Source organism: Bacillus sp. FSL W8-1127 (genome assembly GCF_038006725.1).
Taxonomy (GTDB): Bacteria; Bacillota; Bacilli; order Bacillales; family DSM-4216; genus Bacillus_O; species Bacillus_O smithii.
In genome coordinates this window covers 1,244,830-1,260,529 of the sequence record NZ_JBBOVU010000001.1, presented here as the reverse complement: position 1 = coordinate 1,260,529, position 15,700 = coordinate 1,244,830, and the positions used below count along the sequence as shown (strand labels likewise).

The 15,700-nt window shown below is 39.4% G+C and carries 16 protein-coding genes and 1 riboswitch; of the genes, 7 read left to right on the top strand and 9 right to left on the bottom strand.

All coding sequences use genetic code 11. From position 1 onward, the window contains the following. Positions 1-192 precede the first annotated feature (192 nt). A complete protein-coding gene (locus NST12_RS06000) occupies positions 193-693 on the top strand; it encodes a hypothetical protein (RefSeq protein ID WP_048623072.1) in 501 nt (166 codons plus the stop codon). A 287-nt stretch (positions 694-980) separates the two neighbouring features. Here NST12_RS06000 and NST12_RS05995 read toward each other — a convergent pair whose 3' ends face one another. Next, the gene (locus NST12_RS05995) at positions 981-2,309 is read right to left on the bottom strand and encodes a PhoH family protein (protein ID WP_040341485.1); all 1,329 of its coding nucleotides are present in this window, start codon (positions 2,307-2,309) and stop codon (positions 981-983) included. Positions 2,310-2,716: 407 nt separating this feature from the next. On the opposite strand from NST12_RS05995, the gene NST12_RS05990 reads away from it, so the two are divergent. The 3 genes from NST12_RS05990 to NST12_RS05980 all read left to right on the top strand — a co-directional run bounded on the left by NST12_RS05990 (position 2,717) and on the right by NST12_RS05980 (position 5,814). Continuing rightward, a complete protein-coding gene (locus tag NST12_RS05990; RefSeq protein ID WP_048623071.1) occupies positions 2,717-3,334 on the top strand; it encodes a YhcN/YlaJ family sporulation lipoprotein in 618 nt (205 codons plus the stop codon). A gap of 631 nt (positions 3,335-3,965) precedes the next feature. Then, positions 3,966-4,134, top strand: a riboswitch (M-box (ykoK) riboswitch). Between the two features lie 227 nt (positions 4,135-4,361). Then, positions 4,362-5,303 (top strand): magnesium transporter CorA family protein, encoded by a 942-nt coding sequence (locus NST12_RS05985; protein WP_003354429.1) that lies wholly within the window; start codon positions 4,362-4,364, stop codon positions 5,301-5,303. A gap of 310 nt (positions 5,304-5,613) precedes the next feature. Beyond that, positions 5,614-5,814 (top strand): YlaI family protein, encoded by a 201-nt coding sequence (locus tag NST12_RS05980; RefSeq protein ID WP_081473078.1) that lies wholly within the window; start codon positions 5,614-5,616, stop codon positions 5,812-5,814. A 136-nt stretch (positions 5,815-5,950) separates the two neighbouring features. Here the strand turns inward: NST12_RS05980 and NST12_RS05975 are convergent, their stop codons facing one another. Next, the gene (locus NST12_RS05975; protein ID WP_040341542.1) at positions 5,951-6,247 is read right to left on the bottom strand and encodes a YlaH-like family protein; all 297 of its coding nucleotides are present in this window, start codon (positions 6,245-6,247) and stop codon (positions 5,951-5,953) included. Positions 6,248-6,268: 21 nt separating this feature from the next. Next, positions 6,269-8,110 (bottom strand): translational GTPase TypA, encoded by a 1,842-nt coding sequence (typA, locus tag NST12_RS05970; RefSeq protein ID WP_003354424.1) that lies wholly within the window; start codon positions 8,108-8,110, stop codon positions 6,269-6,271. A 154-nt stretch (positions 8,111-8,264) separates the two neighbouring features. On the opposite strand from typA, the gene NST12_RS05965 reads away from it, so the two are divergent. After that, positions 8,265-8,450 (top strand): YlaF family protein, encoded by a 186-nt coding sequence (locus tag NST12_RS05965; protein ID WP_003354423.1) that lies wholly within the window; start codon positions 8,265-8,267, stop codon positions 8,448-8,450. A gap of 55 nt (positions 8,451-8,505) precedes the next feature. Here the strand turns inward: NST12_RS05965 and NST12_RS05960 are convergent, their stop codons facing one another. The 3 genes from NST12_RS05960 to NST12_RS05950 form a co-directional block, all read right to left on the bottom strand. Beyond that, positions 8,506-9,300: an inositol monophosphatase family protein gene (locus tag NST12_RS05960; protein WP_003354422.1), complete on the bottom strand. Its 795-nt coding sequence runs from the start codon at positions 9,298-9,300 to the stop codon at positions 8,506-8,508. Between the two features lie 572 nt (positions 9,301-9,872). After that, the gene (locus NST12_RS05955) at positions 9,873-10,322 is read right to left on the bottom strand and encodes a PH domain-containing protein (RefSeq protein ID WP_048623070.1); all 450 of its coding nucleotides are present in this window, start codon (positions 10,320-10,322) and stop codon (positions 9,873-9,875) included. A 382-nt stretch (positions 10,323-10,704) separates the two neighbouring features. Continuing rightward, the gene (locus NST12_RS05950; RefSeq protein WP_003354419.1) at positions 10,705-10,899 is read right to left on the bottom strand and encodes a hypothetical protein; all 195 of its coding nucleotides are present in this window, start codon (positions 10,897-10,899) and stop codon (positions 10,705-10,707) included. A 153-nt stretch (positions 10,900-11,052) separates the two neighbouring features. On the opposite strand from NST12_RS05950, the gene NST12_RS05945 reads away from it, so the two are divergent. Beyond that, positions 11,053-11,703, top strand: coding sequence for a YktB family protein (locus NST12_RS05945; protein WP_048623069.1), 651 nt, complete (start codon positions 11,053-11,055; stop codon positions 11,701-11,703). Between the two features lie 296 nt (positions 11,704-11,999). On the opposite strand, the gene NST12_RS05940 is transcribed toward NST12_RS05945, so the two are convergent. Together NST12_RS05940 and NST12_RS05935 are read right to left on the bottom strand one after the other, a co-directional pair. Continuing rightward, entirely contained in the window at positions 12,000-12,281 is a 282-nt protein-coding gene (locus NST12_RS05940; protein ID WP_003354417.1) for a UPF0223 family protein, read from the bottom strand. A 33-nt stretch (positions 12,282-12,314) separates the two neighbouring features. After that, a complete protein-coding gene (locus NST12_RS05935; protein ID WP_048623068.1) occupies positions 12,315-13,274 on the bottom strand; it encodes an NAD(P)H-dependent flavin oxidoreductase in 960 nt (319 codons plus the stop codon). Between the two features lie 148 nt (positions 13,275-13,422). On the opposite strand from NST12_RS05935, the gene NST12_RS05930 reads away from it, so the two are divergent. Beyond that, positions 13,423-14,892 (top strand): aminotransferase class I/II-fold pyridoxal phosphate-dependent enzyme, encoded by a 1,470-nt coding sequence (locus NST12_RS05930; protein WP_048623067.1) that lies wholly within the window; start codon positions 13,423-13,425, stop codon positions 14,890-14,892. Positions 14,893-15,560: 668 nt separating this feature from the next. On the opposite strand, the gene NST12_RS05925 is transcribed toward NST12_RS05930, so the two are convergent. Further along, positions 15,561-15,677 carry a GapA-binding peptide SR1P gene (locus NST12_RS05925; protein WP_048623066.1) on the bottom strand — a complete coding sequence of 39 codons (117 nt, stop codon included), beginning with the start codon at positions 15,675-15,677 and terminating at the stop codon, positions 15,561-15,563. Positions 15,678-15,700: the final 23 nt, after the last annotated feature.

Below are 15,700 nucleotides of genomic sequence, written 5' to 3'. Positions count from 1 at the left end.
CATCACTTATTATGAAATTTTATCGTTAAAATTCGTTTTTTGCAAGGGAAAGGAAGGAGGTTGCTCTTTTCCGGGATGTTCAATGCTCCTATTTCTCTTTTCCCCTACTCTATAATAGGAGCTTTAAAAGAATGTGACAAGACTTCTTTGAAAGGATATACTTAAGTTGAAAAAGAAAAGGAGGAACATGGTATGAACACGATCATTCCATTTAAAGGAAAAGTGAAATATCCGGTTACGATGGATGCCGGTGTATGGATTTTCGATGATCGACGCATTGATTTAAATACATATTTTGATCAAGAAGATCAGCAAACAGAAGAAACGGAAGAAGATTATACGAAAAAAGTGTCGAAATATTGGGAACGGGAAATTCGTGAAGGCGCCGTCTCTCCGCCTACTATTAAAACCGAAAAAAAATTTGAAAAGGAAAAATTATTAACGGGAACATTCGGTATCAAGCTGGCCCCATTTTTAAAAAATGCCGAACCGGAAAAAGATGCAACCACTTTGGTCATCGAAACAGCTGAAGGCGAAGAAGCTGTTCCATTGGAAAAAGCTTATGACTTAATCCTTTGTTTTTCCAAAAACGGCAAGCCATTACGTGAAGACGGTCCTGTGCACATCTATTTTGGAGACGGTTCCAATAAGAAAAACCCGATCAAACATGTCAGAGCACTTCGCGTAGAATAAACGGCTGTTCTTTTTCTCTAACAAACATTTTTTCAGTACAATCCGGCTGGACAGCAAAAGGGAACGATACACGCCGATCCGCGCAGTACTCCGTTGTATGCCCATACACCTTTACAACGGCTGAAATTCTAGTATTTTTACAACAAATGAGCAGCGGCCTATGATAGCCGTCCTTTTCTAACATATGCCGCTGCTAAGCTTTTCCAACCGAAAGATGTTATTTTTTTCAAAACGTTTGGAGCTCGAAAGACAAAAGTCGCGGACGAAGAATGGATGGCGAACGCTTTTTATAAAATATCCGCCGCTAATTGTGCAAGGTCAGAGCGCTCTCCTTTCATTAATTTAATATGTCCGGCCACTTTTTGATCTTTAAATTTTTCAACAACATAGGTTAAACCATTGTTATATTCGTCTAAATAGGGGTGATCAATCTGGGCGGTATCCCCCATTAGAACTATTTTGCTTCGTTCTCCAACTCTCGTTAATATGGTTTTGGCTTCATGTTTGGTTAAATTTTGCGCTTCATCGATAATAATAAACTGTTCTGGAATACTTCTGCCTCTTATATACGTCAGTGCTTCTACTTCAATGGAGTTCATTCCTGCCAGAATATTGTCAATTTCCCCCGGTTTTTTGGTATTGAATAAAAATTCTAAATTATCGAATATCGACTGTGTCCACGGTCTTAGTTTTTCCTGTTTCTCGCCAGGCAAATAGCCGATATCTTTCCCCATAGGGACAATCGGTCTTGCAACGAGCATCTTTTTATACAAATCCATATCTTCTGTCTGCAATAATCCGGCAGCCAGCGCCAGCAACGTTTTCCCTGTTCCTGCTTTTCCCACCAGCGTGACGAGCGGAATATCTTGCCTTAGCAAAAGTTCCAATCCCATTATTTGCTGTACATTTCTAGGCCGAATTCCCCAAACCGGCTCTTGATTGTATTTAAGTTTCCTTACATGTTTTCCGTCTTCAGCCACTATGCCAATAGCCGATTGGGAACTTCCCAACGCATCTTTTAAGATGAGAAATTGATGTGGATAAAATGGATGCTGGGTTAATTCTGAAAGAGAAAGTTCGCCTTTTACATAAAATTGGTTTAAAGCTTCGTTGGAGATATAACACTCTAAAAACCCCGTATAAAGATCATTGAACTCAATCACTCTGTCATTCAGAAAATCTTCTGCCTGCAACCCGATCACATCAGCTTTTACACGGACTAAAATATCTTTGCTGACTAATATAACCGGGCGCCCATTTTCTTTTGCTGCCTCTTCAAGTGATAAATTTTTGGCTACGGCCAAAATTCGATTATCATTCGTTTTTTCCACAAAGATTTCTTGAAGTTGCTGAAATGAACGATGATTTAATTCAATTCTGAGCGTTCCGCGGTTTGGAAGGCGAATTTTTTCATGGAGCTTTCCAGATTGTCGTAACCCATCAATTAATTTCGATACTTGTCTTGCGTTTCTTCCAATTTCATCCATATTCCTTTTTTTCGAATCCAGTTCTTCGAGGACAACAGCCGGTATCACCACTTCATTGTCTTCAAATGAAAAAATGGCGTATGGATCTTGCAACAAGACATTGGTATCTAAAACATAAATTTTCCCCAAATCCATGCCTCCTGCTCCATTTTCTTGATACAGCTTTGATTGCCGCAAATTTCGCAACTGCAGTTTTCTGGCGGCTGCAGCTACAGAGTCGCAACATCCTCCTCTTTGACTTCAAACGACTGCAACAACGCGATTCATGAAGCATCAACTCAAAACCTGATGTAGGCTTTAGCCGATTTTAAGATCGACATTCATATCCCTAATACGTAAAAAATTCAAGAATGTCGAGATAAACCCCCGCTAATTCAGTCGTTTTAGTTTGTTACTATTATATGAAGAATTTCTTGCTTCAGTTCAGAAAATTGGACTTCCTTTTCAAAAAATCACAGTCTTTTGAATAAAGTTGGAAGATCCCTGCAAAATAAAAACAGAACGAAAAAGATCAGAAAGATTTGAGGTGAAATCCATTGAAAACTTGGCTATTCCTTTTAGCCGTTCTATTATTGGCCTCTTGTTCCGGAAACAGAAATATAGCCGAAAACGCAAATCGTCCAAATCCAAATCCAAATCAAAACGCGCCACTCACGCAAGTGAAAAACAGCAATCCCCGTCCGCTGGACAGAGAAAGTGGGCAAAGAAAAGCGAATCACTTAGCTAATTTAGCGGACAGCGTACCAAATGTTGAAAACGCCCGAGCGGTTGTTCTCGGCCCCTATGCTGTTGTAGGAATAGATGTCAATCCTAATATTGACAGATCACAGGTTGGTTCCATCAAATATTCGGTAGCTGAAAGTTTAAAACACGATCCATACGGATCCAGAGCGGTTGTAGTAGCGGATCCCGACATGAACGCTCGTCTAAAAGAAATCCAAACGGATATTCGAAACGGTCGACCGGTTCAAGGGATTATGGAGGAATTATCCGATATTGTCGGCAGAGTCATGCCTGAAATTCCGAATCAAATTGTGGAACAAAAAAACCCCGACCGGGCAACCGAACATCCAAAAAGGAATTTACCTGATCGACAGGACCACAAGTTGGAAAAAGAACAGCAAGATCAATCGAATCAAATGAAAAACCGCTGACACAAAGGAGAATGTTTTCATCCAAACGAATTCACATGATGACAGTCCATTTTTCCAAACATAGTTTAAACAAAGTTGAAAAGGGTCTCTATTCCAAACGAACACCGACCAAAGTGTCTTACTTTCCAAAAGAGACCTTCTCATCCATAACGAATATACTTTCTTTCATCAAATGAGATCACCGCATTCAAAGATGTAGATCTTTTTTTTGACACATCATCAAACTAAATATAAACTAAAAATCGGCTCCTTCTTTTCTTCTTCCAAGGAGTTGATTTTTTTGCTGAAAAAAAACACATAAACATCGTTGAAGTGAAGTAAAGTCATACTCAAAATGGCTTTTTAATTGAATAAAACGTTCGTTGACTCTATCTATTTAATTCCCTTTTCTTTTTAAAAATCCTCTTGAAAAAATAAGATTTCATTTTGAATACCATAACCCTCACGGACTTATTGTTCCATGACGTGGGCACCATTTTTCCTCGTGATGATCATGAATTTATATTGATCATAAAGAGATGCGACTCTATTTTTATTTATATAAAACTCGCAGCCATAAAATATTTGAACACTTTTAAATAAACATTCTTGACTTCTTGATAATTAGATTTATAATCGAAACAGATTAAATGAATTTCCTCGTTAGGCGAGGCTCCTATACAAACAAAAGCCACTGCCCAGAAACATCGAAAGATGCCATTGGGTAGAACAGGTTTGGTCGGATTAAGGCTTAACCCAATGTGGCTGAGAGCATGACTCTCTACGTTGTATAGTGCTAAAGCTAAACTAGGGGGAAAAAGGTTCTTGAACGTTCCCCCCTCATCTATTCGTGAGGGGGGTTCAATTATTTAAAAAGGAGTTGAGCTTTTATGGGTAGTCAAAATTCCAATGAACCGGACCCACCGAAAACCGAGGAAGCCATAAACCAGCCCCTCTATGTACGATTGATTACTCATAAAAGTTATCAATCCTTAAATTGGGATGGTTTCTGACTTCCTCAATCAAACTGAGGGAGGAAGAAAGCATTATGATGAATATTTATTACACAAGCGAACATGGAAACCTTATTGAAATAAACGAAATAAAAAATGGCTGTTGGATAAAATTAGTCTCTCCAACAGAGGAAGAAATTCAAAATGTCGTCCAAAGACTTGAAATTCCTTTGGATTTTATTAAGGATGCTTTGGATGAAGAAGAGAGATCCAGAATTGAAAAGCATCGCAATCAATTGCTGATGATCATTGATATTCCGCTGAAGAGTTTCAATCATTCTAAACAGAAACCTTTTTATGAAACGATCCCAATGGGAATCATCGTCACGGAAAAATGTTTTGTAACGGTTTGTTTAAAAGAAAATTCCGTTTTCGATGATTTTATTCAAAACAAAGTAAAAGAATTTTATACTTACAAAAAGACAAGATTTTGTCTCCAAATGCTATATAAAATTTCCACTTATTATTTATTGTATTTAAAACAAATTAATAAAAAAACGGATTCAGTTGAAGCCGAATTGCATCAATCGATGAAAAACCAAGAATTATATACGTTGTTGGATTTGCAAAAAAGCCTAGTTTATTTCACCACTTCGTTAAAGTCCAATAATCTTGTTATGCAAAAATTGTTAAATGGGAATTTTTTAAAAATGTATGAGGACGACCAAGAACTTCTCGAAGATGTGATCATCGAGAATAAACAAGCGATTGAAATGGCGGAAACATACACTTCTATCCTTAGCGGAATGATGGACGCTTTCGCCTCTGTCATTTCGAACAATCTCAATATTGTGATGAAGTTTTTAACCTCCATCACCATTATCTTATCGTTGCCTACAATGGTAGCCAGCTTTTTTGGAATGAACGTCTCCATACCATTCCAGCATTATCCACATGCCTTTACAATTGCCATTATGATTTCCGCTTTTCTTTCTTGCTTTACGGCGATCATTTTTTGGAAAAAGCGATTCTTCTGAGGCGATCATAAGCAAGCATGTAAACTTTTTCGGAATTGAAAGTGTCGATCACGACAGGCCTTTTATAAAAATTTTGGTTTATTTTAAAAGATCGGTATGAACGGATGTAGATTCAAAACAACGGTTTATTTATTTAAAGTGTTGGAAAAAGGGCTAAGTCTTCATTACAGCATGATCATAAGATAAAGCATCAGTGTCGACGTAAACATGATGAGAAAAAGTGGTCGCAGACATCCACTCTTGGCCCTTACCTTTTACTTAAAAAAAATGTATACTTAAGAACAGTTGATTTGGTAATGAGGTGTTGAATTTGAGGGTAAAATGCATTTTATGCGACCGCGTTGACCATTTGGATGACGATTCTGTGTTAGCAAAACGGCTAAGGAACCGTCCGATCCACACCTATATGTGCCAAGAGTGTCATGATCGGATTACAGAACGAACAAAAGCAAGAATCGCCACCGGGAAATTCCGTTTATACCGATCAGGAAAAATGAGCAACCATTCATAGTCTATGAATGGCACAAAATAAAAAAGAAGTTCCGAATACAGGAACTTCTTTTTTATTTTGATTTGACAATGTCTGCCTGACGCCCAATTGCAATGACACACAATCTATTATTTTCGATAACCAACGGAAAATCGCATCATTCACTTTCTGCTTCTTTCTTGTTTCGACGGATTCGGTAAATGCCTAATACAATGGCTGCGACAAAAAGACTTTCCACAACAGGCAACTGATAGGATAATATCAACAAAATAAAAGAGCCCATGATCATGAGAACATAAATCACGATATTTTTCCCAAAAGAAAGCTTTCTGGCGAACCCGAGATTATACACAAGGATGGATAACACAATGATGATCACGAAGTACAACCAGACAGCCCCCTTCACCCCCACAAGCTGGATCAAGAGGGCCAAAAGCGGGCTGACATGTTCCATTCCTGCCACGTGTTTTCCCCCTTAAGAGCGTGTATCTGAATACTTTTTCTTTCTCTCCAATTTTTCCCGTTCATTTTTATTCAAGATTTTTTTACGTAATCGAATCGATTCAGGCGTTACTTCACAATACTCATCTTCATTCAAATATTCCAAAGCCTCTTCCAAAGAAAGAATTCTTGGCTTTTTCAAAACGGTCGTTTGATCTTTCGTGGCTGAACGGACATTGGTTGCATGCTTCACTTTTGTGATATTAACAGCAAGATCATTTTCTCTAGTATGCTCTCCGACGATCATTCCTTCATAAATTTCTGTTCCCGGTTCCACAAAAATAGTGCCTCGGTCTTCCACCTGGCCGATTCCATACGGTGTGGCCGTCCCCGTTTCCATTGAAACAAGAACTCCTTGTCGGCGACCTCCTACTCTTCCAGGCTGCATTGGCTGGTAGCTGTCAAAGGTATGATTTAAAATTCCGTAACCTTTCGTCAATGTCATAAATTCGGTTGTATACCCAATTAATCCTCTGGCAGGAACCATAAAAATCAATCGTACTTGACCATTTCCGTTATTGATCATATCGAGCATTTCGCCTTTTCGGGATCCGAGAGATTCAATTACAGCGCCAGTATGCTCTTCAGGAATGTCGATTTGCACTCTTTCCACCGGTTCACATTTGACGCCATCAATTTCTTTGATAATGACTTCCGGTTTTGAAACTTGCAGCTCATAACCTTCACGACGCATATTTTCAATTAAAATAGACAAATGAAGTTCCCCGCGTCCAGACACTATCCACGCATCGGGAGAATCCGTGCTTTCCACCCGCAAGCTGACATCGGTCTGCAATTGTTCCATTAAGCGCTCTTCGATTTTTCTGGCAGTCACATACTTGCCTTCTCGGCCAGCAAACGGACTGTTGTTGACAAGAAACGTCATTTGCAGCGTCGGTTCATCAATTCGTAATGGCGGCAATGCTTCCTGATGATCGATAGGACATACCGTCTCTCCTACGTTGATATCTTCCATTCCCGATACCGCCACCAAATCGCCTGCATACGCTTCTTCAATTTCCACTCTTTTCAATCCGAAAAAGCCGAACATTTTAGTAACACGGAATGATTTCACCGTACCGTCCAGTTTCATTAAAGCGACTTGTTGCCCTACTTTCATGGAACCTCTAAAAATACGTCCAATCCCAATCCGGCCTACATATTCATTATAGTCAAGCAGAGCCACTTGAAATTGCAGCGGTTCATTACGATTATCTACAGGAGCCGGGATATGCTCGACGATCGCGTCAAACAGCGGCTGCATGTTTTCTCCTTGTTTGTCTGGAGTTGTGCTTGCCGTCCCGTTAATGGCAGAAGCATAAATGACAGGAAATTCAAGTTGATCGTCATTGGCATCCAACTCGATAAACAGTTCAAGCACTTCATCCACTACTTCTTCGGGACGAGCGAATTCTCTGTCGATTTTATTCACTACAACGATAGGAGTTAAATTTTGTTCCAATGCTTTTTTCAAGACAAATCGGGTTTGCGGCATACAACCTTCGTAGGCATCGACCACAAGCAGTACCCCATCGACCATTTTCATAATACGTTCTACTTCTCCTCCAAAGTCAGCATGGCCAGGAGTATCCAAAATATTGATCTTTACATCTTTGTATTGAACAGCCGTATTTTTTGCCAAAATGGTAATACCGCGTTCTCTTTCCAAATCATTCGAGTCCATCGCCCGCTCTTCCACATGCTCATTGGATCGGAAAATTCCCGATTGGCGAAGCAATTGGTCCACCAATGTTGTTTTCCCGTGGTCTACGTGGGCAATGATAGCAATGTTGCGTATATTTTCCCTTCTATTCAAAGTAATACTTCCTTTCTATTACCACAGCAATTTGCATTGTCTGTTTGCACGTTGAAATAAAAGTTTTTCCATTAACCCATCAATTATATCACAGAATGTAGAAAATTGAAAAAGAGTTATGTAAAATATGAGAGAGAAGGAGGCTTAACTGGTGATGAAAAACATTCAATGGATTTTCTTATTTTTTGCAGTTGCAGCAGCCGCCAGCATCATTGGCATTGGCATATTCATCGCAGAACAAAGCTTGGCCGGCATCATCATTTGTATTATTTTATTATTCGCCATCATGGGAACGGGCTTTAAATTAAAACGAAAAAGAAGAGAAGAAGGCAGACTGTAAACGTGACCGCTAAAAGTGCTGGATGGCAAGCACTTTTAGCGAATTTTTGTTTACGTTAAATATTTTGAAGGAATCGCTCCATAATTTCCGTATGCAAACCAGGTTTTGCTACAAATATCGTGTTATTCTCTAGCAAATTAAGCGGCTCCCCTTTTAAGTTTGTCACAATTCCACCTGTTTCTTCCACCAGAATTTTTCCGGCGGCAAAATCCCATGGTGAAAGCCTCATCGTGATATATCCATCTAATATACCGGCTGCCACATAAGCAAATTCCAACGCTGCCGTTCCGTAAGACCGCGTTCCTCGCACCGTTTGGGCCAATGAAATGAGCGGCTTTGGATCCATTCTTCGATTTTGAACCAGCCAAGTAGAATTTAAAGCAATAATCGCTTCTTCCACTTTAACAGGAGCCAGTTTTTTTAACGGCTTGCCGTTTAAAAAGGCTCCTTTCCCTTTTTCGGCAAAATAAAGCTCATCATGTGCCACATCATAAATGTATCCCAATCGACCGATTCCGTTTTCGAAAATCCCGATGGATATAGCGAAATGACGCTGCTGATAAATAAAATTCATGGTCCCGTCAATCGGATCAATAATCCACACGACCCCATCCAATGACTCAAGCTTATCGCCAAACCCTTCCTCGCCCAATATCGAATGATCCGGATAGTTTTGTTTAATTTTTTCGATAAAAAATTGTTCAGTCGCTTTATCCATGTTGGTTACTAAATCATTTGGATTTGATTTTGTTTGAATATCCAATGTTTCAGTGAACGATTTTCGTATATTGTCCCCTGCCTCCCGCAGCCATTGTTTCACCTTTGCATCTATTTCATTCCAATTCGTCATCTCGATTTCCTCCAAACCGGATAAAAATACGATTGCGTCAATGAAGGCAATTCATAATCCTTCTCATTGCCAACGTTCGATTATGTACTTAATTAAAAAGCCTCTCCGGCCAATTTCACAGCACAGTACTGTGATGATTCCGAGACTGTCGAAACGGATCCAAAATTAGCTCATGGAAATTCGGTTCTCCGGCCACAGCAGCAGGCTTGTTTTATTGATGACAAAGAAGGTTGTTCTGGAATTACCATCAACAAAAGAATTTATAGTTACAACTCCAAGAGTTCCTATTGGAGTATATGTGGCGTATGAGATCTTCAAACATTTAGAAAGGTCATTCCGTCCCGCTGCTGTGACAAAATCCGTTGAAGCTTTTGTAAAAGCCTTGTAAGCCTACAGAATCTTATGTAAAGTATAAACCGAAAACCACCTTGTTTTCTGCAGGGTAGTTTCTTTTCATTTGCTCGTCATTGGTTCTAATACTTATTTCTTCCACTCATTTTAATACTTCTCTATGGCTTCTTCAATCAATATGTAACTGTAAAACGGTTTCTTTACGCAAATTTGTACATAACCTAAAACCGTTTAACTTCAATGATTATGTCTGGTCTCATTTTTTTTATTTGTTTTAAAAATAACGATTTGTCTTTAGGAGAAATTAAGATGAACTTCGATTTCCCGTACACTACTTGTAAACGATCAAGTGATAGAGCTGGTGCCGCTAGAGGATTTTTAGACTCAGTAATCACTTCAATCTCTTCAAGAGGAATTGTCCAACTAAAAATTCCTCCTCTAACTTTTAAGACTTTGTCAGTTAAAATGTAAAATGTATGGAACCATCCTGAAAGCAAAAAGAATGTAAATAAGCTACAGATGACTGTTAATAAAATTTTGTCCGCAACAGTTAGATTCTCCGCTATAGTACCTAACTCTAAGTGGACAGCTATCGGCAATGCGATACTTCCAATGATTAACAGCCATGTCAGGATGGAACTAACGGGTCCTTTTTTCGAGTAAAATACCAACTTAATCCCTCCTAACTGATACATCTGTCATCATTGTCATTAATCATGGATATTTATGAAAAACGATCTTTTCTTCATGGCAAGCGATTAGAATATCAAAAGATCCCTGCTATGCAAATCACCTCTTCAATCTCCTCTTTCGTTGATCTTCACTTGGGAAATGCATTTGTTATTTCTATCTTACCAAATATTAGACGGCTGCTCTCACTCTTTCAATCTTCATTTCTTTAAAATTATTTTTTCAATCAGAACTCCATAGCATTCATTTCTTTTAATTATCACTCCTTTAAAAGGAAAAATGTCGGTTGTGAAATTCACAAAAAAAAACCTTTAAACTCTCGTTTCGGGTCCGCCTTCTTTTCTTTTTATCTTCCCTGTTTTTTCACAACAACGATTCTAACCGCACCAATTCTTCACGCAAAGCGTGTAATTTTGTTTTCACATTGTCCATCTTTTCTTTATCGTTTTGCTCCATAGCTTCAAACAAAACGGCTAATTCATAATCCAATTCCATACGAATGACGGCCAACTTTTCTTGTGTTTTCTTTTTCTTCGAGTCATTCACCAAATGTTTCATTGAAGAAACACTCCCTCGAAATCAACTTATGGTTAGTACATCATATGAAATGGTATGATAACTTGTAACAAAAATGTCTCGCTGCCTAAAAGAAAATTTAATTTTCAAAGCCCTTTATGATAAAATATGTTCAATCTTTAAGGAGGGACAAAGATGAACTTTACCGGTTTTTCGAATGAAGATTTTCAAGTATTTCAAATTCCTGGCTTGGATGCCCGAATGGAGGCGATCAAAAGACTCGTTCGTCCAAAACTCGAATTTTTAGGGAAATACTTTGCACCGACGCTTAGCACCTTAACGGGAGATGAAATGCATTATCATGTGGCAAAGCATGCCCGCCGTACCATCAACCCGCCCAATGATACATGGGTTGCTTTTTCTTCAAGTAAACGTGGATACAAAAAACTCCCTCATTTTCAAATCGGCCTTTGGGAAACGCATTTATTTATCTGGTTCGCTGTCATAAATGAAGCTCCCAATAAAGATCAGATCGGCGCTTCTTTTCAAAATGAAGTATCTGCGATTCGAAAACGGATCCCTTCGCATTTTGTATGGTCCGATGATCACACGAAACCAAATGTCATCCAATCGAACGAATTGTCCGACCAACAACTGGTTCAATTGTTTGAAAGACTCCAATTCGTCAAAAAAGCGGAAGCTCTTTGCGGTTTGCATATTCCCAAAGATGAAGCCGTACGTTTAAACAGCACAGACCTTTTGAATACGATTGAGGATGTCTTTGTACAATTAATCCCTCTATACAAACTGGCATACAGACAAACGGCGATTTCAACCGACAAATAGTGTGCCGCATCCGTAGAAAACAGGATTGTTCGGCTTTAGCTAAAATAAAAAAATTGCTTATTCTGATATAAGAAAACGTGGTTTACATAATGATGTTGCGGTAAATCTGTTTATTTCAGACGAGAAAAAAGGAGACCCCATCACGCAAAAGTTTTCAATGATTCCTTTCAAATCCCCTAAGATGGACAAACACCTCATGATCGATAGGTTTAACATCACTACAAAGGGCTAAGCCCCTTCTACCAAAGTTGCAGGATCTAAAACGGTAGAATGGACGCCTAGCCCTATTGTTATGACTACTTTTGGTCCATGTACACCTTATCGCCCGGTTTTAAAGCTTTCATTTTTTTGACGACGTGATAAGAAGAATAGCCGCTCGATTCTTCAAATTCGTTGCAAAGCTTTTTTTCTTCCGATTTGCTCGGAACGATTTCTTTAAAGCGGCGATAAGCAGCCATCAGCTCTTCTCGTTCAATTCCCTTCTCATAAGCTTCTTCAATAGCTCGAAAAAATTTGATCACATCGATGACTTCCTGAGTGGACCAATCAAATGAAAACGGATAAGAATATTCCTTCATATTATTCCACCTGCTTATTCTGTTTTGCTAACTTTAGTATGCCCATTTTCGGCGAATGTCCTCCGCCTCTCCAATCATTCTTTCTATTAACTCTTTGACAGACGGAACGTCCTTGATCAATCCCATCACTTGCCCGGCCCAAGCAAAGCCGGAATCCGCTTTTCCTTCATATATAAAACGCTTATTGGCTTCACCGCTTATGTAATCTTTCAGCTGTTCATAGCCCCCATTTTGTTTTTCGATTTCTAAAATTTTTTCTGTCCAGCTGTTTTTAATGGCTCTTCCAGGCGCGCCTAAAGTTCGTTTAATCACTACTGTGTCATTTTCAGTCCCTTGAATAAGATAGTTCTTATATAATTCGGAGGCATGGACGCATTCTTTTGTCGCGATAAACCTTGTACCCATTTCAATCCCTTCAGCTCCAAGACTGAGAGCAGCCATAAGCCCTCTGCCATCGCCAATTCCACCTGACGCAATGACCGGGATGCTGACGTTGTCAACTACTTTTGGCGTCAATACGAATGTTCCGATGTCATTCTTTCCTAAATGCCCTCCACCTTCTTGGCCGACGACCATAACTGCATCGGCGCCAAGTTCTTCCGCTTTCTGCGCCTGTCGTACAGCCGCTACTAAGACCAGCTTAATCACATCTACTCCCTTAAGCTGATCGAAAATAGGAGCAGGATTGCCGCCTGTCATGGTGATGACCGGCACTTTTTCCTCTACAGCGACCTCCAAAAAATGTGAAAAAGAACGATTGTGCTGCCCAATCGCAAAATTGACTCCAAACGGTTTATCAGTTAATCCTCTTACCTTCCGAATTTCCTCCCGTAAATCTTCCGGTTTTTCTAACGACATGGCCGTAATTTGACCTAATCCACCAGCATTAGAAACGGCGGCTGCCAGTTCAGAATAGGCAAGATGGGCTAATCCGCCTTGTATAATCGGGTATTGAATCCCTAACAATTTTGTTACACGAGTTTCCCAATTCAAGTTAATCCCTCCCGACTCTTATTTATTCTACTTTGACCCTTCAAAGTCCTTTTTCTTTTCACAATTGGTTACAAATAAAACTAGGAAAATCCCAACTCCCATGCTATAATTCATTTGTTTTAGCTTACATGAAGAGGTGATTGTTGAATTGTCCCAGTTTGATACACCATTGTTTACATCATTAGTCCAGCATGCCAAAAAAAATCCTGTACAGTTCCATATTCCCGGCCATAAGAAAGGAGCGGGAATGGATCCGAAATTCAGAGAATTTATCGGCGAAAATGCGTTATCCATTGATTTGATTAATATTGCTCCACTTGATGACCTCCATAATCCAAAAGGCGTGATTCATCAGGCGCAAAAGTTGGCAGCCGAAGCATTCGGAGCAGACTATTCCTTTTTTTCCGTTCAAGGAACAAGCGGCGCCATTATGGCAATGGTCATGAGCGTTTGTGGACCTGGCGATAAAATCATCATTCCTAGAAACGTTCATAAATCTATCATGTCCGCTATCATTTTTTCCGGTGCTGTTCCGATCTTTATCCACCCGGAAATTGATGGCCGTCTCGGTATTTCACACGGTATTACTGCCGATGCAGTGGAAAAAGCGTTAAAACAACACCCAGACGCTAAAGGGGTTTTAGTCATAAATCCTACTTATTTCGGCGTTTCCGGAGACTTAAAGAAAATTGTAGAGATTGCCCATTCTTACAACGTTCCCGTTTTAGTGGATGAAGCCCATGGCGCCCACATTCATTTTCATGACGATTTACCTATTTCGGCCATGCAAGCCGGGGCAGATCTTGCAGCTACGAGCGTCCACAAATTAGGCGGTTCTTTGACACAAAGCTCGATCTTAAACATTCGGGAAGGTTTAGTCTCCGTTAATAAAGTCCAATCGATCATGAGCATGTTGACGACAACGTCAACTTCTTATTTGCTGCTCGCTTCATTGGATGTCGCACGGAAACGTCTTGCGACCGAAGGAAAAGAACTTTTAGACCGAACGATCGCATTAGCAGAAAACATTCGTAAACAAATAAATGAAATTCCATATTTGTATTGTGTAGGCGAAGAAATTCTCGACTCAGAAGCTGTTTTTGATTACGACCCGACAAAACTGACTATTTCCGTAAAAGATTTAGGAATCACCGGACATGATGCCGAAAAATGGCTTCGTGAGGTTTATCAAATTGAAGTGGAGCTATCCGATTTATATAACATCCTTTGCATCATTACACCCGGCGATACAGAAAAAGAAGGAACCATATTAGTCAATGCGCTCAAACATTTATCCGAAACGTTTCAACATGATGCGGAAGAAAAGCATATAGAAGTATTACTGCCGGATATTCCCCATCTTGCCCTAACCCCTAGGGATGCTTTTTACGCGGAGACAGAAATCATTCCTTTTGAAAAATCAGCCGGTAGGATCATAGCTGAATTTGTGATGGTCTATCCTCCAGGTATTCCTATTTTCATACCCGGAGAAATTATTACAGAAGAAAATTTAGCCTATATTCGAAAAAACATGGAAGCGGGGTTGCCTGTCCAAGGCCCGGAAGACCCGGAATTAAAAACATTAAGAGTCATCAAAGAATTCGAAGCTATACGCTAGATTCAATTTCTCAGTTTCAAATGGACCTTCACTTTACCGAAAAACGGCTATTTATTACACAGCCGCCAATTAGACAGCAGCATAATAATTCGTAAATAACGTCAAAACGATAGCTGCTTTATGCGACAATGGACCCCGAAAAAGATAAATTTCGGTATTGGATGACGACTATTGTGAAAGTCCATTCATTTCCTTTCTGAATGATCAGCGTTCAAAAACGGAAGGTGAAATGCCTTCCGTTTTTTTGAAAAACACCCCCCTTTAAAAACTCCCATACTTAAAGAAATCTATTTTTCCAATCGATCGTTTTCACTTCAGTTCGTTTCTGTTTGAACAGATGAAAAATGACGTTCCTGTCTACATTTCTCTCATCTATTGTATCGTTGATTTAAAATTCGCCGGCACCATCAGCTTAACCTCTTAGCTTGACTGGGAAAAATGTATAGTGAAATTTGTAAATAGCGTTAGGTCGTACCATAGTCATAAACGTTTTCTTTTTAAAATTAGGTCGGCAGACTGTGTTAAAGCATTTCAGCCAAAGCAATTTCCACACATAGCAGAAAAATGGGCAAAAAAAAAGCCAGCATAAAATATGCCGGGCATTCTATGTGAAAGTAAAGGTGATGATGATAAATGAATGAAAAACTGAAATTAGAAGGGAATATGACTTAGTCGTCCAATTCTTCTTCTTCGTTGCAGCCACAATCAGAATATAAAACGGTTACTTTTTCATCTTCAAAATGATCAATGGTTGAGAGGCAGGACTTGCAAACAATGGTCCCCATCTTCCAACTTCCTTTCGTGTAAG